Raw genomic sequence first — 25,205 nt, 5'->3', positions numbered from 1 at the left:
GCACTGGCAAGTATTACGCGTAATTGTAATCTTGTGTTTCGGATCTGCTAAACAATGTAGATTTCACTTTGCCCGTCATGCCGATGTCACAATGGGCGTTTTATATTGGCTTATGGCCAACAAACAAAGACAACACATGATGACAACAAAACAGCGTATATATTGGGTATCACTGATAGCCGGAGCGGGTCTGTGCCTGGATCAACTTAGCAAGTGGTTTGCCAGCTATTACCTCAATGGCTGGCAGATGACCAGCTACTGGTTTGATCTGGTGCGCCTGGGATATCGGGAAAACAGCGGGGTGTTTCTGAGTCTGGGCAGTGAGTTACCGCCGCCACTGCGCAGTGTCTTGTTTATTGGGGTGATAGGTTTGCTACTTGTGGCGATACTAATGTACACGCTAAAAGGTGCTGAGCTAAACCGCAATCAAGTCACGGGCCTGTCTTTGGTGTTGTCGGGCGGAGTGAGTAACTTAATTGATCGGGTACTAAACAATGGTGCAGTGATCGACTTTCTTAACCTGGGTCTTGGTGAGTTTCGCACGGGAGTGTTCAATATTGCCGATGTTGCTATCCTGTGTGGTGCTGTGATGGTGATCCTCTTTACCAGCCACAATCACCATGTGGCCACGCAGAAAACCTGACATCAGCTGTTGGCTTCATCAGCGTGCTATTGGCTGACGGGTAACTCGGAAGGTTTGCTAAGCAGATAGGCCATGACCAGTAGCTCGGTCAGTGCCACACCAAGTAGTACATACCAGGGGGCCGTGGTCATACACAAGAGTATGAACCCAAGCAACATCCCAAGGCCCGCGCCCCATTTGCCTTTGACCGGTACTACCTGATGGGTGTGCCAGGCATGCAGTGTAGGGCCAAATTTAGGGTGGGCCAGCAGCCAGTTGGCTAGCTTAGGGTTCGAGCGGGTAAAGCAGGCCAGCGCAAGAATAAAAAAAATGGTGGTTGGCATGACCGGCAGAGCCATGCCAATAAAGCCCAGTGCTACGCATAAGATCCCGGCAAGATGCAACCAGAAGCAACGGTTAAAGAGTTTTTGTGCGTGTTTTTTCATCGCTGTCCTTCCCGGTTTTATCCCATGGGTTTATCTCGTTGTTACTTTTTTCATTATAGCCAAAAACACACGCACGAGTAGCCGCTGTAATATTTCTGCGTTGCGTGTAATATTTAGCCAGTTTAGCGATGAGTGAACAGGGTTGTATTTCAGGGCAGTATCGACGCGGTGGTATCTCTGAGCTTTAAACGTCTAGGGGAGGCAGCAACCGATGGGCTGCTGCCATGTGGGTATTTAGAAGTAGTAACCAATATTGATATTAAAACGACGTTCCGTTTCATCGCTGTTACCCGCGATGGAGCCGCCCACAAACGGCTGATTCTTCGCAAGCACATAATCGATATAGGTAAAGAAGGCACCAGCAGAGAGTGACACGCCAGTCACGTTCATCCAAGTGTCTTCGCTGTCGTCCGACTTATCATAGATAATGCCGTAGTCATTGTAGAATTGCAGGCCTGTGATAGGCCCAAACTCCACAGGCAAACTGTAGGCTAGGTTAGCATTGCTCATGGTGGCTTCGGCCGCAATAGAATCGAAAAATGCATACGCGCCAACCGCCATGCGTGTGGCTGGTGTGTCGACGTCATACTCGTATTCGCCATGCTGCAATTGTAAGTTCCAGGGGCCATAGTTACCGTTCAGGTGAACTGCCCAGGCCATATAATCACCGGCACTGTCGGTGCCATCATGCAGGCCGCCACTCAGACCAGAGACGCCTACCTCTGTCGTGCCCCCTTTGTGTTTAAAGTGATAGGCATAACGACCCGCAAAGGTGTTGTATTCGCCCAGCGGCTGAGTGGGGTCGTCGTATACGCCGTCTCCCGCTTTACGAAAGCCTACTATGTCGTAGGAATAGCGGTCGCTGCGATCTTCGACATAGCCATCCACACCACCGAGTTCGTCATTCTTAAAAAAGCCCAGGTCCAGCTGCCAGTTGTCGGCAACCTTACGCTTAAACAACACACCCATATCGTGGTCGTCTTCTAACCCAATATAGTAAGTGGTGTTAAAGAAGTAATTGTGAGAATTATAAGGCCAGTTACCAAAAGGCACTTTGGTCATGCCCACCTGAGCCTGCCAGTCTTTGGCAAAATCATAGTGTAAATAGGCATACTTGACCGCGGTCATGTAGTCGAAAAAGCGGATCTCGGCATTGAGGCCAAAGCCACCCACATTGCCCGAAAAGTTAAGCCGAAAAATATCGAAGTCAAAATCACCGCCGCGATTTTTGTTGTCGTCATCGTAGGAAGTGTGGCTGAGATTAGTCCGAACCGCTCCGCCTACTTTAATGCTGGGCTTGGCAGGCGCCGCCTGCTGTGCCTTTTTATCGGCTTTCGCTTGTGCTTTTTCACGTGCTTGCTCACGTTCCATTTTATGAACTTTCTGCTGGAGCAGTTCTAGCTGCTTCTTTAGCTGTGCCAGTTCATCTTCGCTGGCAATGGCAGGGCCAGAAGACAACATCATAGCGCCGCACAGAGCCGTCATGAGTCGAGAGAGTTTTAGCATGGGAGAACACCCGTTTGTTTGAGTTAGTGAGAATAAATTATCTCTCAATAGCCTAGACTATCCGCACTCAGGTTCCAAGTAATTGGCCGTGAGCGGAGGGAAATTTCCTGAATCTTTGGATAGTTGCACAAGTATCAACTATATTTTTGACTAGTATCGTGCGCTTTAATTAGCAACAGTCGGTATACGCGTTTTCAGCGTTTTGGCGCAGTTAATTAGCCCAGTGAGGAATCCATCCAATGACCATTTCGCAAAAGCTCAGGCTGGCTTTTATCGTTGCCATTGTCTCGCCTATTTTAATCATTGCCGTTTTGATAGTGACCCAAACCCGACAACTGGCGCTCGATAAGTTTGTTGAAATGAGTGGCCGGGAAGCCTTACAGGTTGATAACGGGATTGGCATGTTTTTCGATGAAATAGCTAAAAATGTGGAGTTCTTGGCCACTAACCCTAAGCTTACCCGGGCACAAAGCGAGGTACAGGTTTACACCAATAAAAGCACCGCCAGTCAGCTTAACTCCCGCGCAGGGAGTGAGGTTGAACAAGCAGTCTACGACCTGTTTGAGCGCTTTGGTGATACCCATCCGGGCATTGCGTATATCTATTTTGGTAACACCGAAGGCGGCTATATTCAGTGGCCGCAGGGGGAGGTGAGCGCAAACTACGATCCGCGACCAAGGCCCTGGTACCATAGCGGACAAGCGGCTGGTGGTAAAACCACCATGACTGATGCGTATTACTGGGCCCCCGATGACATGGCCATTGTATCAACGGTGCGCTCGGTCAGATCGAATGGCCGGGAGATTGGCGTGACCGGTATGGATGTGTCTTTGCAGGGTCTGACCAAGATCATTCGTGAGGTTAAACTGGGCGAAACGGGCTACCTGATGCTGGTGGAAGACACAGGTAAAATACTGGTTGATGCCAAACACAGCGACTACCGCTTTAAAGACGTAAAACAGGTCGAGAATGGCTTGTATAAGACCCTTGCCGCCAATCAGTCTGGCTTATATGAAATCCAGATTGAAGGCACCGACTACTTTGCCAGCATTTATACCTCAAAGAAACTGGGCTGGAAGTTCATTGCCTTTGTGGAGCAAAGCGAAGTGATGGCCGCAGCCAATGCCATGACCTGGACGCTGGTGATCCTCAGCGTGGTGCTGGTGGCCTTGTTTGTAGTGCTGGCGAATTACATTGCGCATGTATTATCCGGTCCCATCGTAGAAGTCAGTGATGGCCTGACCATCATTTCTCAGGGCGGGGGCGACTTGACCCAGCGCCTGCAAGTCGACAGCAAAGATGAAACCGGCAAGCTGGCCGATAGCTTTAACAGCTTTCTTAACCTGATAGCACAACTGGTAATTGACATTAATGCCTGTGCCCAGCAGCTCAATCAAACCGCGCGAGCGACGGCGACGGAGTCGGAGGAGCTGACCAGCTCCACCGCTCAGCAACAACAGGCGCTGGAAATGGCAGCAACGGCCATTAATCAAATGGCTGCGACTGCTAACGAAGTGGCGTCCAGCTGTGCCAATGCCGCAGAGCTGGCAACGCAAACCCAGCAAGCCTCGGAGCTGGGCCAGTCTGTGATGTCGGAAGCGGTAGACAGTGTGGCGGCGCTGTCGGATGTGATCAAACGGGCCACGTCTGACATTAACCAGCTGGACAGTGAAAGTGAGAACATTATGTCGATCCTGAGCGTGATCCGAGGGATTGCCGAGCAAACCAATTTACTGGCATTGAATGCTGCCATTGAGGCTGCCCGGGCGGGAGAGCATGGTCGCGGCTTCGCGGTGGTTGCCGACGAAGTCAGGGCGTTGTCGCAGCGCACCTCAGAGTCGACCGAAGAAATTGCCTCGCAGCTCGACAAGTTGAGAAAAATGACAGAAGGCGTATCGCAGGATATGCGCAGCAGTTTGACCCGCACAGACAAAACGGTCGAGCTGACCGGCTCTGCGCAAAGTCAGTTCAGCGAAATCACCCAGTCTATTCAGACCATCAGCGATCTGAACACGCAAATCGCCACCGCGGCGGAGGAGCAACAGCACGTCGCAGAAGACATTAACCGCAACGTGATTGAAATAAAAAATGCCGCAGACAGCGTGAGCGATGTGGCGAACAACACCAGCGAAAATGGCGATAAAATGCAGCGTTTATCCGAGCAATTAACCCAGCTGGTTGGTCAGTTCAAAGTGTGATGTCAGCACCGCGTGATGAATATCACTCATATTCGCTGGGAGGCTCTTACGCCGCCCAGACATTTTAGGTAAGGTAGTGCCAGTTTTAGTTTAAAAATAGGTGTTATATGGAACTTTCTGCCTCAGTAAAATTGGCACGTACCGAGTCCGGCCTGGAGTATTTTGACGTTAACGGACCGCTGTGTCAGGCCAAAATTTATCTTCAGGGTGCACAGATCACCGAATTCATTCCAGCAGGGCAGAAAAACCTGCTGTGGGTCTCCGAGGACGAAACCTATCTCGAAGGTCAGTCTATCCGTGGCGGTATCCCGATTTGCTGGCCCTGGTTTGGTGTGCATGCCGAACCCGACTGGCCGGCACATGGCTTTGCGCGTAAGCAGGTTTGGCGTGCAGAGCGGGTTGAAGAAGACGAGTCGGCTATCCGCATTATCTTGTCTTTACCAATGGCCAGCATAGATCGCACTTTCTGGCCCCATGAATCCAGTTTGACGGTCGAGTTTGTGCTCAGCGAGCAGCTCGAAGTCAAACTCACTAATACCAATACCGGCAGCGAAACCTTCTCATTGACTCAGGCGTTGCATACTTACTTTCCAACCCCGGCAATAACGCAAACCCGCGTGGATGGCCTGCAAGGCGCTAAGTATATTGAGTTTGGTGAAGGGCCTTTTACTCAGGATGAGGTGGTCACGTTTGCCCGCGAAACCGATATGGTCTATACCCAGGCACCTGAAGTGCAAATTATTGAAACGCCGGACGGCAAGATTCACGTCGGCCGCGAGCACTCAAGCTCTTGCGTGTTGTGGAACCCCTGGATAGAAAAATCGAAACGTCTGAGCAATTTCCGTGATGACGAATACCATACTATGCTGTGCCTTGAAGCGGCCAATGTGATGGACGACGCAGTCACCCTGGCCCCGGGTGAATCCCACACCCTAACCACCAAAATCTGTTGGCTTCAGTAAGACCGAAGCAACGCTTCGCAGCTATCGTGCAAAGTCGTGCTTTAGCGCGGCCTTTGCGCAAGGTGAAATGAGCCATTTTAGCGAACGCTGCGCAAACCTTAGGGCCCGAACCTGATGCCCTCCACATGGATGATGAGATGAACACCTCAAGTGCAAACGGCGTCGCAATGCGCCAATATTGATTTGACGATTCAATATAAATCACAAGAGGTGTTCAAATGAAAGTATGTCTAATTGGAATTGATTTGGCAAAAAATACGCTTCAAGTCTGTGGTGTTAACCAGGCTGGAAAGCCTATTTTTAATAAAGCACTAAAAAGAAACAAGCTGTTGCCATTCCTGCTGAACTATCCAGACGCTATTGTCGCGATGGAAGCTTGTTCAGGCTCAAACTACTGGGGACGTGAATTAGAAAAGCTAGGCATCAAGGTAAGACTGATCCCACCAATTCACGTAAAGCCCTTTGTTAAGGGAAATAAAAACGATAGAAACGATGCCTTTGCTATCACAGAAGCTGCCGTAAGGCCGAGCATGTATTTCGTAAAGCCGAGAAGCCTGGAACAAACAGAATCTTCCATGCTGCATAAAGTGAGAAGCCGCTGGGTGAGCCAAAAGACAAGGCTGACAAACCAACTACGCGGATTATTGAACGAGTACGGAATTGTTATAGCTCCAGGGGACAAAGCACTAAAGCAGACGTTACCAGAAATCTTAGAGGATGGAGAAAATAACCTAAGTTCAGGCATCAGACATCTAATAGACAATATCAGGCAAGAGTGGCTAGAAATGGAAGCAAGATTAAGTGAGGTAGACTCTTTAATGCGCTCACAAGTAAAGTCAGATGAAGATTGTCGGCGATTGATGAAGATCAAAGGTGTATCGACCATCACGGCCACAGCAATTAAAGCCTTTGCCGGCGATGGTAAGCACTTTAAAAATGGCAGGCACTTCTCTTCAAATTTGGGGTTAGTCCCTAGAGAGCACTCCAGTGGAGGTAAACAAAAATTAAGTGGCATAACCAAACGAGGCAATCAATATATCAGGCGCTTGCTCATTCAAGGAGCATGGAGTGTCTTACGTTATGCTAAACAAAGTGATGATGACTTATCGAATTGGGCAGAGAAAGTAATGGAGCGCCGGGGCAAACACAAAGCAGTAGTTGCGGTGGCAAATAAACTAGCTCGAATAATCTGGTCAATGTTGGTAAATAAAACAGAGTACAAAAAAACATAATCCCACCTACTAAGCAAGTGAGGTAATGATTTAACAGGTTAAACCGACCTCTGTGAACGCTGATGAACACATAGAAACATCAAATTCGAAAGGACGATTAGCAGCAGAGGGGCGGTTCTCATTAGGGCCAAAGGTCGACGAACCTTACAAACAGGCCGGATATACGTAAGCAGCTTAACCAGTTGATCAAAGAATGAAAGATTAGTTGTCTAAACCTTAAAAAAGTCTGGACAGAGTCGAGGTGTACATATAAGTGTGCCCACTCGTACCTCAACACAGACCGAAGCAACGCTTCGCAGCTATCGTGCAAAGCCGTGCTCTAGCGCGGCCTTTGTGCGAGATGAAATGGGCGTCTTTAGCAAGTGCTGCGCCGTTTGCGATGAAACCCTACGCTGCCATCTTACACTCGACACTTCGTCATCCCGTGCTCAACACGGGAACTACGCAAAGTCATATCAATGGTTGGAATACTCCGCAAACTGACCGAGCAGCAGTGCCTAGCTTGGCGCCCCCAACTCGGCGCCCCCAACTTAAGAACGAAAACTACAGATAAGACAAGCGCCTGTCTGGTGCTTTTCGTCTTTGCCAATTTCCCGTATTCTGCACACAGTGATAGACGAACAGGGAATACGATGGCGGTACTGATTGTTGATGACAACCCAGAGGTGCGGTTAAGCGCCGCATTTTTGCTTGAAGATCATGGTTTTGAAGTGTTTGAAGCCGAGCACCCGGAGGTCGCCAAGCAATTTCTGAGCTGTAAACAGATAGCGCTCATTTTGCTGGACATGAACTTCACCCGCGACACCACATCCGGCAATGAAGGGCTGGCCTTTCTGAGCTGGCTACAAGCTCAGTCCCGGCCACCGGCGGTGATCTGCCTGACCGGCTGGGGCAGTGTGACACTGGCCGTCGAGGCAATGCGTTTGGGGGCCGCTGATTTCATTGAAAAACCCTGGCAAAACGCGCAACTGCTGGATGCTATCCGTAAGCAGAGTAAACTCAGTGTATTGCAGGCAAAGCGCAGTGTGACAGCGGATGCTGAAGTAGCGTTGCCCACTTATTCATGGCGCTCTGCGGCAATGCAAACGCTGCTTGGTAAGCTGGAGCGGATCGCGACCACAGATGCCAGTGTGTTGCTGTGTGGCGAAAGTGGATGTGGTAAAAGCCATCTGGTGGAAACGCTCCATCAACAGTCGGCACGCAGCGGCGGGCCGCTGATCAGCGTCAATATGGGCGCGATCCCTGAAAGCTTATTCGAAAGTGAAATGTTCGGTCACACCAAAGGGGCCTTTACCGATGCTAAATCACAGCGTAGTGGCCGTTTTGAGCTGGCCAATGGTGGCACCTTATTCCTCGACGAGGTGGCGACCATCCCCCTGACCCAGCAAGCTAAACTGCTGCGGGTGCTGGAAAGCGGGGAATATGAAAAGGTCGGTAGCAGCCGTACCGAACGTACCGATATTCGCCTTATCTGTGCGACAAACAGCGACCTTGAGCAGGATGTGGCACAAGGGCGTTTTCGTAGCGATCTGTTTTATCGCATCAATACTTTTACCTTTGAACTGCCGCCACTGCGGGCGCGACTGGATGATATTGTGCCTCTGGCAGAGCATCTGCTGGTGCGTCATGCGGCGCGTTATAAGCTGGCTACTAAACCACTGGACAGCGGCGCGCAGGCTGCACTATTGGCCTATCGCTGGCCCGGCAATATTCGTGAGCTCAGCCACGTGATGGAGCGGGCCTTATTGCTCAGTGAAGGGGCACAGATCTGCGCTGCGGACTGTCAGTTGCGCTTAGCCAGCCCCAAGCCTGAACAGGTACATAAGCCAGCGTCACCCGCGTCAGGCGCTACGCTGGCCGAAGTCGAAAAGGCACTGATTGAGCAAACACTGGCGCTCCACCAGGGAAGGGTTAGCGAAGCGGCAACAGCACTGGGGCTGACCAAATCGTCTTTGTATCGTCGTCTGGATAAATACGGGCTGCGCAGTGAAAGCTAACTTTGAGCGCGCTCTGCACTGGCATCTGGCCTTGCTGGGGCTGGTAATCGTGGCCTTGCTGTCCGGGGTGTTGTGGCAACAGGCGCTGCCCTGGTGGCAGATTGTGCTCGTTAGTAGTGCAGTTAGCGGAGGATTGTGGTGTCTGCATAAACAGCGGCTGGCACAGCTGAAGCGAATTTTTTCCCGCGCACACTGGCAGCTCGAAGCCATGTTGCAGGCGGATTTTAGTCAGCAGCTGCGGCCACACTTTGAATCCGGTCAGGTGGCGGCATTTGAACAGCAACTGATTGCTCTAGGTGAGCAGTTACATCAGCAGAAATCGCGTTATAACTCACAGATATTCGTGATTTATCAGCTTATCGACAAGCTTAACACGCCGATTCTGGTGTTTACCGAGGATTCGCGGTTAAGCTACGCAAATCAAGCATTTGAAAGCTTGTATAGACAACCTTGGCAACACTATAAAGGCGCCACGGCTACCTCGCTTGGGCTGGAAGAAGCACAGCAGAGCTGGCAGTTTATCAGTCATGCTCAGGCGGCCCGCTGGCAGCTCCACAGCAGCTACTTTTATGAGCAGGGTACCCGCCACAGCCTGCTGGTGGCACTTGATATTACCAAGGCATTGCGGCAGAAAGAGCTGGCGGCCTGGCAACAGCTGATCCGGGTGATCAGTCATGAAATTCGTAACTCACTGACGCCGGTCAGTTCACTGGCACAGAGCCTGGCAGAGCGCACAACGTCTGCCAGAGAGCAACAGGCACTGAGTGTGATTGAGCAGCGCTGCCAGCATTTGCAGCACTTTGTGGCGCGTTATGGTGAGATCAGCAAAGCCATAGAGCCGCAGATCCAAAAGATCCCACTGGGGTCCTTGTTTGAGTCGGTCCGAGACTTGTTTACATCGCAACATCCCACACAGCAGATTGAACTGGACTGTCAGGCCCATCAGTGCAACTGCGATCCTCATTTGCTTGAGCAGGTGCTGATCAATCTGGTTAAAAATGCCATTGAGGCCAATCAGGCAGCCAGTCCGACGGCTCAAAGGGTACGCCTGCGCAGCTATTATCTCAGCCCGGCGGTGGTGATTGAAGTTGCAGACGAAGGAGGCGGATTTGCCAACCTCGACAATGTCCTTACACCGTTTTATTCCACCAAGGCAGATGGCCAGGGTATCGGCCTGACGTTCAGTCAGCACGTGATCGAATGCCATGATGGCCACTTCGAGGTGGCCAATACGAACGACAATGAGCGACCAGGCGCGATAATCAAGATGATTTTACCTAGTTGATAATAATTATCATTTGCGTATAATGAAGCTCAGACTGATCTTAACCTGAGCTGACGCCGTATTATAAGGCCAGCAAACCCTGACCCGGGAGTGGACTGTGTTGGTTTTAATTCCTTTAATCTTATTTATTATCGCGACTGCGTGTGTCAGCCAGCTCAGGCTGGCCAGTTTGATGACGGCCAAACTCAGGGTATTGCTTGCCTGGAGCAGCGCGGGTATCCTGGCACTGGCTAAGGTTTACGCTGGGCTGAGCCTGCCCGCCGCACTGGCGGTGTTTGCTGTGGCGGGGGGGATATTGCAGATGATAGGGTCGCCGGATAAGCACACAGATGCCTGACCTAAGGCCTAACCCAAGGCGTACCTAAGGCCTAACCTAAGGCCTAACCCAAGGCCTAACCCAAGGCTTAACCCAAGTTGTTTTAAAGTGTTTCAAAAGATAAATACCTACTAATTTTCAAGCACATTGTTTGCCATACTTAAGCCTGTTTAGGATCACTCAATCGAGGATGAGCATGGCTGTGCGTTTGACGACGACTCACTTTGTGGCATGGTGCGCTGCATTGTTGTTACTGATATTCACTACCCACACGCGTGCCAGTGACTGGCAAACACTTCATACCGAGCATTTCAGAGTACACTATACCCCGGCTCAGCAGGCCTGGGCGCGCTCTGCCGCCACAGAGCTGGAACTGGTCAGAACATTGGTGCTACAGCAGCAGGGTCGGGCGCTGGACAGCATTGCTGACGTGATAGTGTTTGACCCCATCAATGGCGCCAACGGATTTGCCCTGCCAAGCACCGACACCCCTTTAATGGCGCTGTTTACCACGCCGCCTCAGTCGGACTCTGTGGTTGCGAATAGCCCCGGCTGGCAGCAATTGCTGATCCTCCATGAATATATCCATCTGGTGCATTTGTCTCAGCCCAGCCGCAGTCGCTGGCGTCAGCACTTGCGTGACTGGTTCGATATCTACGATCTGTCCAGTGCCGTGTTGCCCCGCTGGGTGGCCGAAGGCTATGCCACTTTGCTGGAATCACGACTGACGGGGCGCGGGCGCCTTTACGATAACTACAGTGAGGCCCTGTTGCGCGCCTTTGCTCGCCAGGGGGCACTGTTGTCTTACGGCGCGCTGAGCAATGGGGATGGCAGTTATCGCTCCAGTGCCATGGCTTATTTGCTGGGCGTGCGCTTTCTGGCCTGGCTGGAGGATAACCACGGTAAAGAAACGCTGGACGGCGTCTGGACGCGTGTACACGGGGTGCATAAGCGTAGCTTCGAAAATGCCTTTAAAGGCGTATTTGGGCAAAGTGCGGCGCAGTTGTATCGGCGTTTTATTGCCGAATACACCTATCTGGCGATGACCGAAGAGCGCTCGCTGAGCGTGCTGAACAGCCCTTTATGGCTCGAATTTGACTACGCGGCGAGCGATCCCGTGTTATCCCCCGATGGGGCGAAAATGGCAGTCACTGAGCGCAATCAGGACGGCGAACGCTGGCTCAGAGTGTATAAAACCGAAGAGAATAGCGCAGCAAAAAAAGCCTTTGAGCAGGCACAGCAAGCGATTATAGATGCCGATCCGCAAGACATAAAAGACAAGCCGCCCGCTGTGTTTAAGCGTGAACTGGTGGCTGAGCTGGCCGCCATTGACTTTGCCGGGGCACAGTATCCACAGTGGCAGGACAAAGACACGCTGTATTTTGTGGCCCGTGCCCGGGTGAACGAAGCGCGGGATAACCGGGTTAACGACCTCTATCGCTGGCACATTCCGACAGGGGAGGTCACCCGGCTCACCAGAGAGCTGGGGATCCGCCGATTTACTTTGCTTGATGGTGATACTCTGTATGCTGAACAGGTGCGCGATGGCTTTTCTGAGCTGGTACGCGTTGAGCTAGGCAGTCAGACAGTGACGCCCCTGAGTGAGCGTGATTTGGGCACCGTCTACGACTATCCGCAGCTTGCCCCGGATGGACGCCAGCTCGCTTATCTCAAAACCGCCCTCAACGGCAACTGGCAGTTGTATATACAAGATTTGCAATCGGCTGAAATACAAAGTGTACCAATGCCTCAGGGATATCAGTACCTGACCGCGCCGGCCTGGCAGCAAGACGGGCTGGGGATCTACTTTATCGCCGGGCTGGACGCTCAGCTGGGTATCTATCGTTACGATCTAACACACAATCGCCTCTATCAGGTGACCTCAGGGCAAGCCGTGTTTGAGCAGCTGGTAGTGCGTGCCGCGCAGCCGCTGCTTTATGCCCACTCTACGCCTTTGGGTACCCGATTACATGAACTGGACAGCCAGGTCAGTGAGCAGTTAGTGACCGCGCTCAGCGAGGACTTTGCGGTGCCGCTGGGTAAGACCGATCCGGTGGTGCTACCCGGTGCACAGATCTATGATGCTGATGATACGGCGGTGACCCACAGTGACTATCAGTGGCTGGCGCAAAACGTGTCGGCAGCCATATCAGCCCAGGCCAGTACGGCCAGCAGTGAGCTGCTGAGTGTCGGTCTGAAAGGCAGCGACCTGCTGCAACAATTGTCCTGGCAGTTGGGGCTGGCCCAGAGCAGCGATAATGTGCTTAATGGCAGCTTTGCGGCCCTGCGCTACCGTTCGGGAGACTGGCGTTTTGATGCTCACCTGAGCGACTATCGTTTTGATAGCCGCCGCCAGCACGGTGAAGCGCAGCTGGCAAGGTTAAATGGCATGGGAATGAGTACTCGCCTGAGTCATGAATGGCGTTTTGATACCTTGACCATTGCGCCTTTTGCCGCGATCACCCACTACGATGATGAAGGCCTGCAGGCCATCACCACGCAGTGGGCCGGGTTAGATCACGGGTGGTATAACTACCGCCAGGATTTTGCGCTGGGGTATCGGGTTAAGGGCGCCTTGCTCAGTGGCGACGCCACAGGACATGGTTATGACTGGCAGGGGTTTGGCAAAGCCTGGGACTGGCCCTGGTTTGTGGGTGTGCAGTCTCAGTATCGTACCTCGCAGGCCATGCGGCTGGGGGGATTTGACAACAACCTGCTGAGCGGGCGTACACGCAGCGATCTGATATTGAGTCCTGAATTGCCGTTTCAGTTCGCAACGGGCCGACATTATTATGGCTATGAGCTGGCATCCAGCTGGAAGCTCGGGCAGCCCAGAGTGTTTATCAAACATCACCGTTTTGATGGTCAGCGCATTGCCAAAAGCTACGGCGTGAAATGGCAGCTCGATTTGAGTCAGCAGGCGCTGGGGTGGGCAAACTGGTTTGCGCCTGCCGGGGTGACCGATCTGCGTTTTGATTTGGGCATTGCTCGGGTAGAAAGCGATCTGGCCGACGATACCTTACGTGCCTGGCTGGGACTGTGGTATGCGCTGTAAGTTATCAGGTTTTTGTGTTTTATAACTCATTGATCTAAATTGACACTTTAAAACTTAACCTGTATGTATAAACAGTTTTATGTGTGCATTACAGTGGGAGTACTTTTATGGTCAATGTGAGCCTGGAACCGGGTATCAAAAAGATCGTCAGTGAATTTATTAAAGCGGGCTGTCCATCGGCCCGGGCGCAGTCAATTGCCGAACGACGTCAGGGTTACCTGGATAGTGTTGAGCTGGCCGAAGAGTGTGAGCATGTGTACCTGATCACTGATCTGGAGATCAATGGCTTGATGCTCCGAATATACCGGCCGTCTGCGCAGGCCAAACTTCCGGTGGCTGTTTACTTTCATGGCGGTTGTTTTGTCAGTGGCGGGTTTGAGACCCATGAGCAGCAACTGAGAAAGCTGGCTAACCTTTCAGGCGCTATGGTGATCGCCATCAGATACCGGCTCGCGCCCGAACATGACTATCCGGCTGCACATGATGACGCATTTAATGCGACGCAGCTTATCCGTCAGCAATGTGCGCAATGGGGTGGTGATCCTGACAATATCAGCCTGGTGGGTGACAGTGCGGGCGGGCATTTGAGCTTAGTTACCGCTTTACGATTGAAAGACAAATCAAACTGGCTGCCAGCCAGGCAGATTTTGATTTATCCTATGCTGGATGCCACAGCCTCGAGCCGAAGTTATCAGGAGTATGGCACGCATTATATTATTACCAGAGAGGCGCTCGAATCGGGTTACGAGCTGTACTTTGATCAGGTGCCACGTACACATCCAGAAGCGAGCCCAATACTCAGATCTGATCTTGCCGGGCTGCCGGAAACACACATTATTACAGCTCAGTTTGATCCCCTGGTAGATGAAGGGGAGCAGCTCTACCGTACATTGCTGGAAGTCGGTGTGCCTGTACAGTGTCGGCGCTACCTGGGGGTGATCCATGGCTTCTTTCAATTGTCTGCGATTAGTGCGGCGGCCAGAGAATCGATTGCGCATGTGGCCAGTCTGATCCGAGCTCAGCCTTAAATTTCGTGGTATGTGATTTAGCGTGACGAAAAAAGAAAAAGGCAGCGGAGGCTGCCTTTTAGGGAGAAAAGTTTAACTCAGTATTACTGGTAGTCTGCTACCAGGCTCAGGCCTGAATAAGCGTTATAGGCACGAATACCTACCCAGTAACGGCCTGCACCATCGTTTCGTGTACAGTTTTCCGTGTTACCCCAGCGGTAAGGACGGCAATCATAAGTCGTCGTTGTAGGTTGCTCACCTTTACGTACGTACAAGTCTGCATCACCGCTGCCACCTGAGATATCAAAAGTGATGTTGGTAGCACCAGCCGGTACGTCGAAGTAGAAGTAAGTCATCTCACCGCGTGCCGCCGACAGGCCTGTTTTGGCAACGCCTTTTTGCAGTTGATCTTCACCACCTGGGCCATACACCGGTACTTCTTTCGTTGTGGTTGCAGTTGCGCCCGTGCTGTCCGTGATGGTCAGTGATACCGTGTAGTTACCCGCTGCGGCGTAAGTGTGGCTCGCGGTTGCACCGAATCCAGTGCCGCTGTCACCATAGCTCCACTCATACTGAGAGATAGCACCGTTTGGTGAGCTTGAAGCGCTGCCGTCAAAGCTACACGCCAGTTCAGTACAACTTGCCGTGAAGTCTGCGGTGGGAGTTGGCTCATTGTTGTTGTCGCCATCCGGAATACCATTGAAGTGGCTAGATACTTGTGGCCAGATCTTGCTGATCTTAACGCCCTGGTTAGTACAGCCACCAAAGTGGTGCAGTGCAATGACCTTGTTGCTTGCCGCTGCCAGTACCGGTGAACCAGAAGAACCGCCTATGGTGTCACAGTAGTAGCCCATGTCTGTGCCGGTGCCACGACCATTCGCTGTCACTACGTCTGCCTGACACAGGCCATTGTTGTTCTGATCCGATTCAATCGCCAGCTCTTTGGGGTTACCTGCGCCGTGCTGAGGAATGTAGATGCGCTCGCCCTGAGTCGCATCGCGAACATCCAGGCCAAAGTAGCCAAACGGTTGTGCTTTGTTGAACTCGTTGATGGTGAACAGGGTGTAGTCGAGCGTGTAGTCAGAAGACAGGAAGTCTTTACCTGTGACTTTCACGACTGTTTCAAGGTTTGAGCCATTACAGCTGGTGTGTTGATAGTTGAACCATACCTCAGTATTTGCCAGCTCAGACGCTGAACCCACGCAGTGTTCGTTGGTGAACATGCGGTTGTCCGGGCCAACACGCCAGCCGGTACACAGGCCGCTGCCGTTCATCAGCAGGCGGGCAACCGGGCGAGTACGCTCAAATTCTGTTGGGTTTGAACCTGCCCAGCACTGTACGTCACGACGTTCGTTCACGCCACAGGTCGACTCAATGCCCACATCCGTTGACGCATTCATGGCTTCCATCATCGGCGTGTTTTCTGTGCCGTGGTCGTAGAAGTCGATAACGGCTGGCATCATCGCCTGGGTTGCAATCTGCTCTGAGCCAGACGCGCTGCCCGGGGTGTATTCAACCACTGCGGTGTCGGCAGAAATAGACATCGCCGAGAAGCTGCTTACGCCGTCATCGCCCAGCTTGCTGTTAACCGTTGCGGCACGCATATTCGCTTCGGTGTACTCGTAACGCTCACTGCCATCAACCGAGCGCACAACCAGCTTGCCGCCATTGGCCAGATTGACATTTTTAAAGTGTAGTTTGATGTAGCTGGCATCCGGGTGGCTGATGGTACGAGTGATAACCGTGCTGCCTGTACTGCTCAGTGTGGCAAATTCCTGACCGAGCGAAATATTGGCATCGGCACGGGCACCAATGATGGCCTTACTAGCCTTGCTGGTGTATTGCATCATTTGTGCTTCTGTCAGTGGCGCGGTGTTTTGAGCCAGTGCAGCGGTAGAGAGTAAGCCTAGCGCAGAGACAAGATAGGTGAGTTTCATTGCTGTTCCTTTTTCACTTGTTGTTGAATGATTTTTTAGAATAAAAAGTTATTGAATAAATTTCGCACAGGTACAAAGGTAATCACAAAAATCGGCATTGTAAAGAAAGTGATAACAAAAATTTAATTAAGTAAACCATCACTCGCTTTTCAGGCTGTGTGGCGTCTCACTATGAGGTTCAAAATTTTTATTTCGAACAGGAGCTCATTGTCAGTTTAGCTTGAAAGATACGTAAATAATTAGAAAGTTCAGCAAAATTAGGTGAAAGCCATCAACTTTGTATTGTTTTTCTGGTTGTGTCAGCCGCTGTGATCGTGTTTCAGAAGTTGAAAATCAAAGTTAACGAAGGTTTTACATCCTGGAGAGGGCAAAGCCAGAAGGGGCAATTGTCGGGCAGTAACGTCGAGGGGTCAGATCAGAGCGTTTGCATCGGTGCAGCGCACGCAGCTGCGCTGCACATCGTGGTTGCACCTACTGCTCAGTCAGTGACTGCAACATGCTGTGTTTGGCGGTGAACACCCGGCTTTTTTCCGGATCTGAGGTTTTTTCTATCGCCAGCTCAAGCAGTTGACGGGCTGTATCATGGTCGCCTTGCAGGTAACTGATCTTGGCCAGCTCAAAATAGGGCTCGGGCAGATAAGGGGTTTGTTCCACCACTTTAACCAAAATGCGCGTGGCTTTTTTCAGGTGGCCTTTGGCAATGGCGCTGCGGGCATTCATCAGAAAATCGAACGGGGTTTTCGCCTCACTGAGGAGCTGCTGCTCAAGTTTATCTATCAGGTCCGTGGCCTGTTGTTCTTTGGCCAGCACCAGGTAATTCGATAACAAATTGTGGCTGATCAGGCGATGTTCCAACGCATACTGGTAAATGCGTTCGGCACTGGGCTGGTCGCCCGCCCGGCGATGCAATACCGCAGCAATATTGATCAGCTCCGGGTCGTCCGGCGCATAGCTGCGGGCGCGCAAAATACGCGCGGCGGCCAGATCAAACTCCTCTGCCAGCATGGCCTTTACTGCCAGGTTGGCGTAAAACTTAGCTACCAGATCCTGGTACTGGGCCGAGGCAACAAAAATGGCATCCTGAGCGGGGAAGTAATCAATCACAGTGCCGGGTCGCACCACGGTGATCCAGTTCTCGTCTTCCGGCTCTTCTGGTGCCAGTAGCTTAGTTTTAAAGTGTGAGGAGATCAGTATGGTATCGGCCACCTGCTGATACACAGGTGCCGAGGCCACTTTGCGATAACGGGTATCTATCCCGGCCACAAAGGCATAGGCCTGAGTGAGCACCGCCAGTGAAATACAATTGCCGCCACCGTGTTGTAAAGACGCACTGGCGCTGTAGGTTTCGCCGCGATAGTGAAACTCGTCAAGCTGACCATGCAGATAGTCGTAAATCACTCTGTCGCCACGTGTCCCGGCTGCAACCTGTTGCTGGTAAAAGCGCAAAAAAGCCTGCTGCTCTTGCGCTGGCAAGGCAAAAATCGCTTGCTCGTCAATCACCGCAACGGGGCTAAACAGGGCATGATTAAAGGGCATATCAGGACGGGGCGGCGGTGTAACCGGGCGCTTTTTAGTCGTGGCACAGGCGCTGAGCAGCGCAGCAAACAGGCAAGTAAGCCACAGGCGGACAGGCATAAAGACTCCTTAAAACACGCATTCAGCGTGCCCGTATGGTCATGGTTTTTGTTATTATTTTTACCCGACTTTACACGTATCCCGGCGACCTGCCAACGGGTTTATGGGGGGTAATTGGCATCGCACATTGCAAGGATATCTATACGATGTTCTATCACACGTTTTCGACATGCAAGTAGCATTCTGACCGCTAGGTTATTCTCTTCTTGTCTATGGAGGTATGTAAGAAAGAGCACATGCCCAGAAAGCATGTACTCCTACACTTAGATTTGCGCGCTTTCAGAGAGCTTTGTTTTGTCTATTGGTGCGTTTTTAGGAAGCTTTGGTAGCTTTGAACTTGCAGGTAAACCACCAAAAATTTGGTCTAGATTGTCTCGATTGATTCTTTTCACGTGAAGATATCCTTCTGTATTTACTATTTTTGATCCTGACTAAGTTAATAGCTTATATAAATCGGCTTATTCGTTTGATAGGTTTTCGAGCCGTCGGGGTGCTTTTTCATATAAAGGGGATCTAACGGAGTCACTCTAGGTAAGGTTGATCTATCAGGATCTCCACTGACTCCACCCATAATTTTTACCAACGAAACACGCTCAATGGCTCTCATCGCTTGCTTCCTTTTTCTTTGCCTTTAGCTTAGGTCTATGAATAAATTAATAAACCGGCTTGTTCAACCATCAACGGCTTTTTTGCTTTTTCCCAAAGTAGGGTCTATTGGGGCGAATTTAGGTAGTTGAGGGATGTCAGGATCTCCTGGGCCACGACCTACAACTTTTGCTAATAAATTTTGGTTAATTGTTTTCATTAATTAAAGTTCCATTAGAACGTATCACTCTATTTATAAACGTAGCCAATGCGATAGATTCGAGAGAGTATAGAGTGTATTGAATATGTAACCGTAATTGGTGTAAATAAAACAGGCCCAATAACTCTCATTGTTTGCTTCCTTCTCTATTATTCCTGATTATGAATAGATTAATAAATACAACTAAATAGAGGCCTATGACGTTTTTTTCTTTTTATCGAATATTGGGTCAATGGGGGCTACTTGGGGCAACTGAGGTAGATTAGGGTTGCCAGCTGTACTCCCCCCAAAGACCTTGCTTAGAAGCCTATAGTTAACTGTTTTCATAAATTAATTCTCCTTTTGAGCGCCTAACATGCACTATAAATGTAATAAGGGTCAGAGACTCCAGAATGTGAAGAGTATATTGAGTTGGTGACCATATATGGTGATAAATAAATGGGTAACTAAGGACTTTATAAAAGTAAAGTTGGATTTCAATCCAAATAGCAAGGCAAAGCAACGATGAAGCAAATAACAACAAGCAAATACAGCACTCTGGAATAGTGAGTGCATAGTCCGCTCTAGCCTTCCTAAAAAATTCGATTTTAGTTATTCTGTATGCTGCTTCGGCCTGGACCCCTCTTGTGAAAAATAGCAAAAGAAAGATTAAATTTAATATCAAACACCACAAGTAATAATGCCTGGTCCAATTAATGGCTATTGGATTAACTGTCGTATCGACGAGTTGTAATAAAAGCATTAGGGAAAACAACCATCTGGCGTTGTAATCTTTCCAAGTAAGAATTAGGCCGATAAAAACGACAGAGGAAAGCATCATTTCAATAAAATGCATCAGTCTTCTCCCTTGTCTTCTGCGTTTGGTTCCATTGGTGGTTCTTTCTGTAGCGGTTTTTTCGTTGTTCTTCTTTCAGCGTTATCTGCCAAAAAGCCAAAAAAGCTTTTCCAGTCTTTCCCGAAGATCATCAGGATATCCAGCAGCTGCTCGAGATCCATAATGGTTTTGCCACTTTCCCAGTTTGAAATAGTGGACTGGTCAACCGGGACGGACATTTTTTTAGCCAGTTCTGCTTGCGACATTTTTTGTTGTATTCGCAGGCCACGCAGTGACGCCTGAATGTCCCGTCGGGCGCTGTTTAGCCAGTTCAATCTTTGACGTGTATTCATTGTACATCCGTATATGAATATTAAAACAGTGAAGTTACATTTTGTTTCTTATTATTTTACTGGGTGTAATTTAACAGCTGTTTAAAAAATGTAAAGTCTCAATGTGTTGATTTGTACCCGAAAATTTTTAGCCTATTGCTCTAAAAGTTTGCTTGATTTACAGGGTTTTAAGTAAAAATCATGGGTTTTAAAGGCTTTTATGTTCCAGCGCGGCTGGCTGACTATGCGAAGAAGTCTGGGTACTTTATGAATCGATTCATAATGCGCTCACGTCATTATGTAAACAAACGTAACCTGCCATGGTGGTTTTTTAATTCATGAAGCTTTTTCAACTGCCTGTATGCGCTGGCAAAATGTAAATAAAACGCCACATTTTTAGCGATGTTTTTTCGCCATTGGTTTCGTTTTATTGATGCGGCAACTACACAGGGCAGGCCTAAAAGTTGTTTTTGGTCTGTGCTCTTACCCGTTTTGCTGGCGGCAAAACTCATCCTTATTACCCAGTCTGAGTCCATAGTCATTGCACAATTGTGGCTTATAACTTCCACCAAACAGATTTCTTTGCGCAAATCCTTACTCAACTCATGGAGACTAACATGGTGGTTTATCAAAAGGCACTCCTGGCAGCGGCGCTCTCGCTGACCTGGCTGCCAAACAATGCACAGGCCCTGCGTCTGGCTGCGCCGGGCACTTTTTGTAGTGGTCTGGATCGGACCCAGATAGACGTCGGCGAGCATGTTGAAAATCAATATATGACTTATCTGGCATTGAGCCCCAAGCTGGCCGACACCGCGCTGAGCGTGTCAGGCAGCCAGTCTTCAATTGTGGTGTCGTACAATGGCCGCTGTGAAGTGCTGAGCGGCAGCAACTACAACGGGCTGCACGTGAACCTGCCGGACAGTGGTGAGTTCTACGATGGCAGTAAACTGGATTTTCACCAGCAGGTATTCGGGGGCGAAGGGAATGACGAGATCCGCACCGGTAATAAAGTCGACTATATTTACGGCAATGGCGGTAACGATCAGATCTTCTCGTTTGGCGACTTTGAGCGTGTAGATGGTGGTGCCGGTGCAGACTGTGTTGAGCAGGGTGATGAAGGTGCGATCCCAAGTAACATTCAAAATACAGAAGCAACCAGCTGTGCCAACTATGCCCCTGCCAGTTGTGAGGGCCTGGACCGCAGCAAGATCAGCGTCGCGGATGATAACTCCTCTAATCCGTATATGACTTACCTGGCGGTGTCGCCCAATGTGCGCGGTGAGAAGCTCACGGCCGAAGGTGACGATGCCCTGGTAACCGTATATTACGCAGGCAGCTGCGAAACCTTCGATGTGGGCAGCCACAACGGCTTCCAGGTAAACCTGGCCGATAGCGGTGAAGAATACGACGGCACGGCGCTGAACTGGCACCAGCTGGTGTACGGCGGCGATGGCAACGACACCATACTAACCGGAAATAAAGTGGACTATGTGTATGGGGGTAAGGGCGATGACACCATTTATACCTATGGCGACTTCGAAAAAGTCGACGGCGGTACCGGTATGGACTGTCTGACCGAAGGCTCAAGCGGCAGTATCCCAAGTAACATCAGTGGTATTGAGCAATATTCCTGTACGCCAGCGGGGAATGTACCAGACAGCCTGACAACGGCCTACGCGCGCTGTCATATGCAAACTGGCAGCTTTGACAGTGAGCTGAATAACGGGGTGTGGAAACTTCGCGCGCTCGACAGCAGTCTGGCCCTGTTTGTTGAAGAACACGAAGAGTATGTGTTTGCTTACTCCGCAGGCTATCAGCACTGTGCATTTACTAATGCGGTGGAAGCCGTTGAGGTGCAGCTGTCGAACGGCAACGATACCTTGTTGGCGAGCGGCGTTGGTCGCGATATGACAGTGTATGGCCTCAATGGTAACGATACGATTGTGACTGGCCGGGGTAACGACCTGATCTTTGGCGGTGATGGCAAAGACAAGATCCGCGCAGGCGACGGTAACGACTGGGTTGCCGGTGGTTCGGAGATTGCCACCGATCACCGTGGCGTGGTGCACCGAGTGCGCATCAGTGGCTACAACAATGACGGCGCTGACGACATCAAAGGCGAAAACGGTAACGATGTGCTGTTTGGTAACCGGGATGGCGACAATATCTCAGGGGGTGACGGGGAAGACATCATCTTTGGCAATGATGGTAACAAAGACCGGTTATACGGTAACTCAGGGGCCGACATCATTGTTGATTCCGGCGGTGGTTCCTGGGGCAACCGGGCTAAGTCCTGGGGTGGCAGTGGTCAGGACATTCTGGTGTGTGAGCGAGGCAGTTGTGAGCTGAGTGGTGGTGGTAGTAAGGACTTCCTGGCAGCCATTTCCACGTTCTCTAACATTGGTCTGTACGGTGGCGGCGGCGGTGATATTCTGTTCGTGCGCGGCGATGAGATCCCGCTGGGTACCGGTGGCAGTGGCAACGACTTTGTCTATAACGAGTGGAATGACGATGATATCAGTGGCTATCTGAGCAGTGTGAAGCATAAATTGGGCTACTTTGACCGTGCGGCACGTAAAGCGGGCAGTGGTATGTCATCACGTCACGAAGAAGTGCTCAGACTGAAGCAATTTTACGATGAAAAAGGCTACCGTGAATTTAAAAGCCGTATTGCCGAGTTGGTTGACGAAGACACCTTTGAGGCCTGGCTGAAAAATCGTAGTAAGAGTGTGTACGACTTACAGTAGCTGTACTGCATCTTTAAAAAACTTAGGGTCTGTTAAAGGATCCGTCCCGAGCAAAGGGGAAGTCTGTGACTTCCCCTTTTTTGTCTCAGTGGTGAACTGCAAACCTGCACTATACTGCTCAGCGCAAGGCTCAGAAAGTAACCAAAATACCAGTTCCAATTCCGGACAACTTGTCCGCTCCCGCCCAATTGCATGATTAAAAATATTTAAGTTAATGATTTAATTGCTATAAATATCTGGCATGAAACTCGCTCCAGGCGTTACAGCGTGAATGTAAATGGAGCTGAAAATGGATCTAATCAAACCACCTGAACCCACCAAATATTGGCGTCGTTGGTATTGGGCACTGGTGCCCGTCTTTTTGCTGGCAGGACTTTGGCAATTTGGTGCGGGCGAGTCTGTCACCCGCTTGGCCCGCCAGGAGGTGTTGACAGCAACCGTAGAATACGGACCGCTGGCCATTGGGGTCGACAGTTTTGGTGTATTGCGCAGCGCCGAGCAGCATCTGCTGAGCGCAGAAAGCGATGCGGTGGTGAAGCACATTCATCTTAAAGCCGGGGCGGCGGTAAAGGTGGGGGACGTGATTGCCACGCTCGACAACCCGGACCTGTCTCTGGCGGTTGCGCAGGCACAGCAGGCACTGCAAGACAGCGATATGGCGTTGCAGCAGCTGACACTCAATCAGCAGCGGGAGTTTCTCAGTGAACAAACCCTCCTCGATAAGGTGGCAGGCGATTTGGCAACGGCACGGCTCCGGCAGCAGGCCGAGCAGGGACTGGCTGAAAAAGGGATCATCTCACAGCTGACCTTTGCTCAGACCCGCTCGCGGGTAGCCAATTTAACCCGTCAGCGAGACAGTGCGCAGCAGCGCCTGATGCAGCTAAAAAAGCTGCATGCCAGTGCGCAGCAGCTGGCGTCGCAGCGAATTGTTATCCGGCGCCAGGAGTTGGCGCGCAGCCGTGCTAGGTTAGCTGCACTGACGATCACGGCGCCCGTTGCGGGTATTTTGGAGCGTATGCCGCTGGCTGTAGGTCAGCGACTGAGTGTGGGTGACGAAACTGCATTGATCGGCAGTCAGACGCATTTGCTTGCCGAACTGAGGGTGCCGCAATCTCAGGTGCAAAAAGTACAGCCAGGGCAGGCGGTGACGGTGCGGATCCGCGACCAGCAGGTCACAGGCACGGTGGGGCGGGTTGATCCTGTGGTGGTCGATAACAGCGTGAAAGTGGAAGTGGCTTTGCCTCAGGCATTGCCCAAAGCCGCCCGGCCTATGCTCAGCATTGATGCCAGTATCACGGTCGCTGAGCTGGAGCAGGCTTTGTATATCCGTCGTCCGGCGAATGTGCGTGAGCGGCAGAGCGCCCAGTTATATCGACTTGCCGAAGATGGCTCTACGGAACTTGCCACTGTGCACTTTGGTGCACTGGCTGGTCGCTATGTGGTGATTGAACAGGGTGCGCAGCACAATCAGCGCTGGATTATTTCTGACTTGAGCAATCTGGCACAACAGGGCGTGCAGGTCGCGCTGAATTAAAGCTTTAAGGGTCAACTATGGCACAATGAGGTGTCGGTTTGTCAGCGGGGAAAGTATGACACAGATAATAGAAATGAAGCACATCAGTAAAGTGTTCGAAACCGAAGAACTACAAACACACGCACTGAGACAGGTGAGTCTGAGTATAGCGCAGGGGGAGTTTGTGTCTGTCTCTGGTCCGTCCGGGTGTGGTAAGTCCACTTTATTGTCCATTATGGGATTGCTGGATGAAGCAAGCAGCGGGCAATACCTGATCCAGGGCACAGAGGTGGGGACATTGACCGCCGATCAGCGCGCGGAGTTAAGAAACCGCCACATCGGGTTTATTTTCCAGTCTTTTAATCTGATCGATGAATTATCGGTGTTTAATAATGTGGCGCTGCCGCTGCGCTATAGCACCACCCGGTTGTCGCGTGATGAGGTGCAAGCGCGGGTACAAAGCTGCCTTGATAAAGTGGGCTTGTCGCATCGAGCAGCGCACAAGCCTGACCAACTCTCTGGCGGACAGCAACAGCGGGTTGCCATTGCCCGGGCGCTGGTCGCCAACCCGAGCATTTTGCTGGTGGATGAGCCGACGGGCAACCTGGATTCAAAAAGCGGGGACGCAGTGATGCAGCTGATCGCCCAATTACATCAGCAGGGTACCACCATTTGTATGGTGACACATGACCCCAGATATGCCGATATGGCGCCGCGGCAGATCCGTCTGCTGGACGGTGAGATCGTGGGCAGCAGCCACACACGTGATACAACGCGCAGCGCGATTGCCTGAAGG

The 25,205-nt window shown here is 51.0% G+C and carries 19 protein-coding genes; 12 read left to right on the top strand and 7 right to left on the bottom strand.

Annotated elements, in window-relative coordinates; genetic code table 11:
- Positions 1-136: 136 nt before the first annotated feature.
- Positions 137-643, top strand: coding sequence for a signal peptidase II (lspA, locus tag C3B51_RS01930; protein WP_240701831.1), 507 nt, complete (start codon positions 137-139; stop codon positions 641-643).
- Positions 644-669: 26 nt separating this feature from the next.
- On the opposite strand, the gene C3B51_RS01925 is transcribed toward lspA, so the two are convergent.
- Both C3B51_RS01925 and C3B51_RS01920 read right to left on the bottom strand, forming a co-directional pair.
- On the bottom strand, positions 670-1,068 hold the full coding sequence (locus tag C3B51_RS01925; RefSeq protein ID WP_125783486.1) for a YbaN family protein: 399 nt from the start codon (positions 1,066-1,068) through the stop codon (positions 670-672).
- Positions 1,069-1,302: 234 nt separating this feature from the next.
- Positions 1,303-2,574 (bottom strand): carbohydrate porin, encoded by a 1,272-nt coding sequence (locus C3B51_RS01920; RefSeq protein ID WP_125718498.1) that lies wholly within the window; start codon positions 2,572-2,574, stop codon positions 1,303-1,305.
- Between the two features lie 239 nt (positions 2,575-2,813).
- Here C3B51_RS01920 and C3B51_RS01915 point away from each other — a divergent pair, with 239 nt between their 5' ends.
- From C3B51_RS01915 to C3B51_RS01880, 8 genes are all read left to right on the top strand, one after another.
- Positions 2,814-4,772, top strand: a complete 1,959-nt coding sequence (locus tag C3B51_RS01915) for a methyl-accepting chemotaxis protein (RefSeq protein WP_130243971.1) — start codon at positions 2,814-2,816, stop codon at positions 4,770-4,772.
- Between the two features lie 107 nt (positions 4,773-4,879).
- On the top strand, positions 4,880-5,734 hold the full coding sequence (locus C3B51_RS01910) for a D-hexose-6-phosphate mutarotase (protein ID WP_130243970.1): 855 nt from the start codon (positions 4,880-4,882) through the stop codon (positions 5,732-5,734).
- 218 nt (positions 5,735-5,952) lie between these two features.
- Complete coding sequence (locus C3B51_RS01905) at positions 5,953-6,966, top strand: IS110 family transposase (RefSeq protein WP_130243969.1); 1,014 nt, start codon at positions 5,953-5,955, stop codon at positions 6,964-6,966.
- Positions 6,967-7,598: 632 nt separating this feature from the next.
- Positions 7,599-8,963: a sigma-54-dependent transcriptional regulator gene (locus C3B51_RS01900; protein WP_130243968.1), complete on the top strand. Its 1,365-nt coding sequence runs from the start codon at positions 7,599-7,601 to the stop codon at positions 8,961-8,963.
- A complete protein-coding gene (locus tag C3B51_RS01895; protein WP_130243967.1) occupies positions 8,953-10,248 on the top strand; it encodes a sensor histidine kinase in 1,296 nt (431 codons plus the stop codon). Before C3B51_RS01900 ends, C3B51_RS01895 begins: the two co-directional genes overlap by 11 nt.
- Before the next feature lie 97 nt (positions 10,249-10,345).
- Positions 10,346-10,585, top strand: a complete 240-nt coding sequence (locus tag C3B51_RS01890; protein ID WP_125718489.1) for a hypothetical protein — start codon at positions 10,346-10,348, stop codon at positions 10,583-10,585.
- A 175-nt stretch (positions 10,586-10,760) separates the two neighbouring features.
- Entirely contained in the window at positions 10,761-13,619 is a 2,859-nt protein-coding gene (locus tag C3B51_RS01885) for a TolB family protein (protein ID WP_130243966.1), read from the top strand.
- 107 nt (positions 13,620-13,726) lie between these two features.
- Positions 13,727-14,647, top strand: coding sequence for an alpha/beta hydrolase (locus tag C3B51_RS01880; RefSeq protein ID WP_125718483.1), 921 nt, complete (start codon positions 13,727-13,729; stop codon positions 14,645-14,647).
- Positions 14,648-14,730: 83 nt separating this feature from the next.
- Here C3B51_RS01880 and C3B51_RS01875 read toward each other — a convergent pair whose 3' ends face one another.
- From C3B51_RS01875 to C3B51_RS01860, 5 genes are all read right to left on the bottom strand, one after another.
- Positions 14,731-16,563, bottom strand: a complete 1,833-nt coding sequence (locus C3B51_RS01875; protein WP_130243965.1) for a PKD domain-containing protein — start codon at positions 16,561-16,563, stop codon at positions 14,731-14,733.
- A 471-nt stretch (positions 16,564-17,034) separates the two neighbouring features.
- Positions 17,035-18,198 carry a tetratricopeptide repeat protein gene (locus tag C3B51_RS01870; protein WP_130243964.1) on the bottom strand — a complete coding sequence of 388 codons (1,164 nt, stop codon included), beginning with the start codon at positions 18,196-18,198 and terminating at the stop codon, positions 17,035-17,037.
- 670 nt (positions 18,199-18,868) lie between these two features.
- Positions 18,869-19,003 (bottom strand): hypothetical protein, encoded by a 135-nt coding sequence (locus tag C3B51_RS24030; RefSeq protein WP_276319641.1) that lies wholly within the window; start codon positions 19,001-19,003, stop codon positions 18,869-18,871.
- Positions 19,004-19,837: 834 nt separating this feature from the next.
- Positions 19,838-20,170 (bottom strand): helix-turn-helix transcriptional regulator, encoded by a 333-nt coding sequence (locus C3B51_RS01865; RefSeq protein WP_240650330.1) that lies wholly within the window; start codon positions 20,168-20,170, stop codon positions 19,838-19,840.
- A 275-nt stretch (positions 20,171-20,445) separates the two neighbouring features.
- Complete coding sequence (locus C3B51_RS01860) at positions 20,446-20,661, bottom strand: hypothetical protein (protein WP_130243963.1); 216 nt, start codon at positions 20,659-20,661, stop codon at positions 20,446-20,448.
- Between the two features lie 105 nt (positions 20,662-20,766).
- Between C3B51_RS01860 and C3B51_RS01855 the strand changes: the two genes are divergently transcribed.
- The 3 genes from C3B51_RS01855 (at position 20,767) to C3B51_RS01845 (ending at position 25,202) form a co-directional block, all read left to right on the top strand.
- Positions 20,767-22,896 carry a calcium-binding protein gene (locus tag C3B51_RS01855; protein ID WP_130243962.1) on the top strand — a complete coding sequence of 710 codons (2,130 nt, stop codon included), beginning with the start codon at positions 20,767-20,769 and terminating at the stop codon, positions 22,894-22,896.
- A gap of 289 nt (positions 22,897-23,185) precedes the next feature.
- Positions 23,186-24,430, top strand: a complete 1,245-nt coding sequence (locus C3B51_RS01850; RefSeq protein ID WP_130243961.1) for an efflux RND transporter periplasmic adaptor subunit — start codon at positions 23,186-23,188, stop codon at positions 24,428-24,430.
- A gap of 55 nt (positions 24,431-24,485) precedes the next feature.
- Complete coding sequence (locus C3B51_RS01845) at positions 24,486-25,202, top strand: ABC transporter ATP-binding protein (protein WP_206076587.1); 717 nt, start codon at positions 24,486-24,488, stop codon at positions 25,200-25,202.
- The last annotated feature ends 3 nt before the right edge of the window (positions 25,203-25,205 follow it).

The sequence above is a fragment of the Pseudoalteromonas rubra genome (genome assembly GCF_004212645.1).
Taxonomy (GTDB): Bacteria; Pseudomonadota; Gammaproteobacteria; order Enterobacterales; family Alteromonadaceae; genus Pseudoalteromonas; species Pseudoalteromonas rubra_G.
The sequence above is the reverse complement of the archived record's forward strand: the minus strand, read 5'-3'. Positions and strand labels throughout refer to the sequence as shown.

What these genes read in the sequence shown, in the direction of transcription:
- lspA (WP_240701831.1), top strand. Translation starts at nt 137, where the DNA reads ATGATGACAACAAAACAGCGTATATATTGGGTATCACTGATAGCCGGA.
- C3B51_RS01925 (WP_125783486.1), bottom strand. Translation starts at nt 1,068, where the DNA reads ATGAAAAAACACGCACAAAAACTCTTTAACCGTTGCTTCTGGTTGCAT.
- C3B51_RS01920 (WP_125718498.1), bottom strand. Translation starts at nt 2,574, where the DNA reads ATGCTAAAACTCTCTCGACTCATGACGGCTCTGTGCGGCGCTATGATG.
- C3B51_RS01915 (WP_130243971.1), top strand. Translation starts at nt 2,814, where the DNA reads ATGACCATTTCGCAAAAGCTCAGGCTGGCTTTTATCGTTGCCATTGTC.
- C3B51_RS01910 (WP_130243970.1), top strand. Translation starts at nt 4,880, where the DNA reads ATGGAACTTTCTGCCTCAGTAAAATTGGCACGTACCGAGTCCGGCCTG.
- C3B51_RS01905 (WP_130243969.1), top strand. Translation starts at nt 5,953, where the DNA reads ATGAAAGTATGTCTAATTGGAATTGATTTGGCAAAAAATACGCTTCAA.
- C3B51_RS01900 (WP_130243968.1), top strand. Translation starts at nt 7,599, where the DNA reads ATGGCGGTACTGATTGTTGATGACAACCCAGAGGTGCGGTTAAGCGCC.
- C3B51_RS01885 (WP_130243966.1), top strand. Translation starts at nt 10,761, where the DNA reads ATGGCTGTGCGTTTGACGACGACTCACTTTGTGGCATGGTGCGCTGCA.
- C3B51_RS01880 (WP_125718483.1), top strand. Translation starts at nt 13,727, where the DNA reads ATGGTCAATGTGAGCCTGGAACCGGGTATCAAAAAGATCGTCAGTGAA.
- C3B51_RS01875 (WP_130243965.1), bottom strand. Translation starts at nt 16,563, where the DNA reads ATGAAACTCACCTATCTTGTCTCTGCGCTAGGCTTACTCTCTACCGCT.
- C3B51_RS01870 (WP_130243964.1), bottom strand. Translation starts at nt 18,198, where the DNA reads ATGCCTGTCCGCCTGTGGCTTACTTGCCTGTTTGCTGCGCTGCTCAGC.
- C3B51_RS24030 (WP_276319641.1), bottom strand. Translation starts at nt 19,003, where the DNA reads ATGAAAACAATTAACCAAAATTTATTAGCAAAAGTTGTAGGTCGTGGC.
- C3B51_RS01865 (WP_240650330.1), bottom strand. Translation starts at nt 20,170, where the DNA reads ATGAATACACGTCAAAGATTGAACTGGCTAAACAGCGCCCGACGGGAC.
- C3B51_RS01860 (WP_130243963.1), bottom strand. Translation starts at nt 20,661, where the DNA reads ATGAGTTTTGCCGCCAGCAAAACGGGTAAGAGCACAGACCAAAAACAA.
- C3B51_RS01855 (WP_130243962.1), top strand. Translation starts at nt 20,767, where the DNA reads ATGGTGGTTTATCAAAAGGCACTCCTGGCAGCGGCGCTCTCGCTGACC.
- C3B51_RS01850 (WP_130243961.1), top strand. Translation starts at nt 23,186, where the DNA reads ATGGATCTAATCAAACCACCTGAACCCACCAAATATTGGCGTCGTTGG.
- C3B51_RS01845 (WP_206076587.1), top strand. Translation starts at nt 24,486, where the DNA reads ATGACACAGATAATAGAAATGAAGCACATCAGTAAAGTGTTCGAAACC.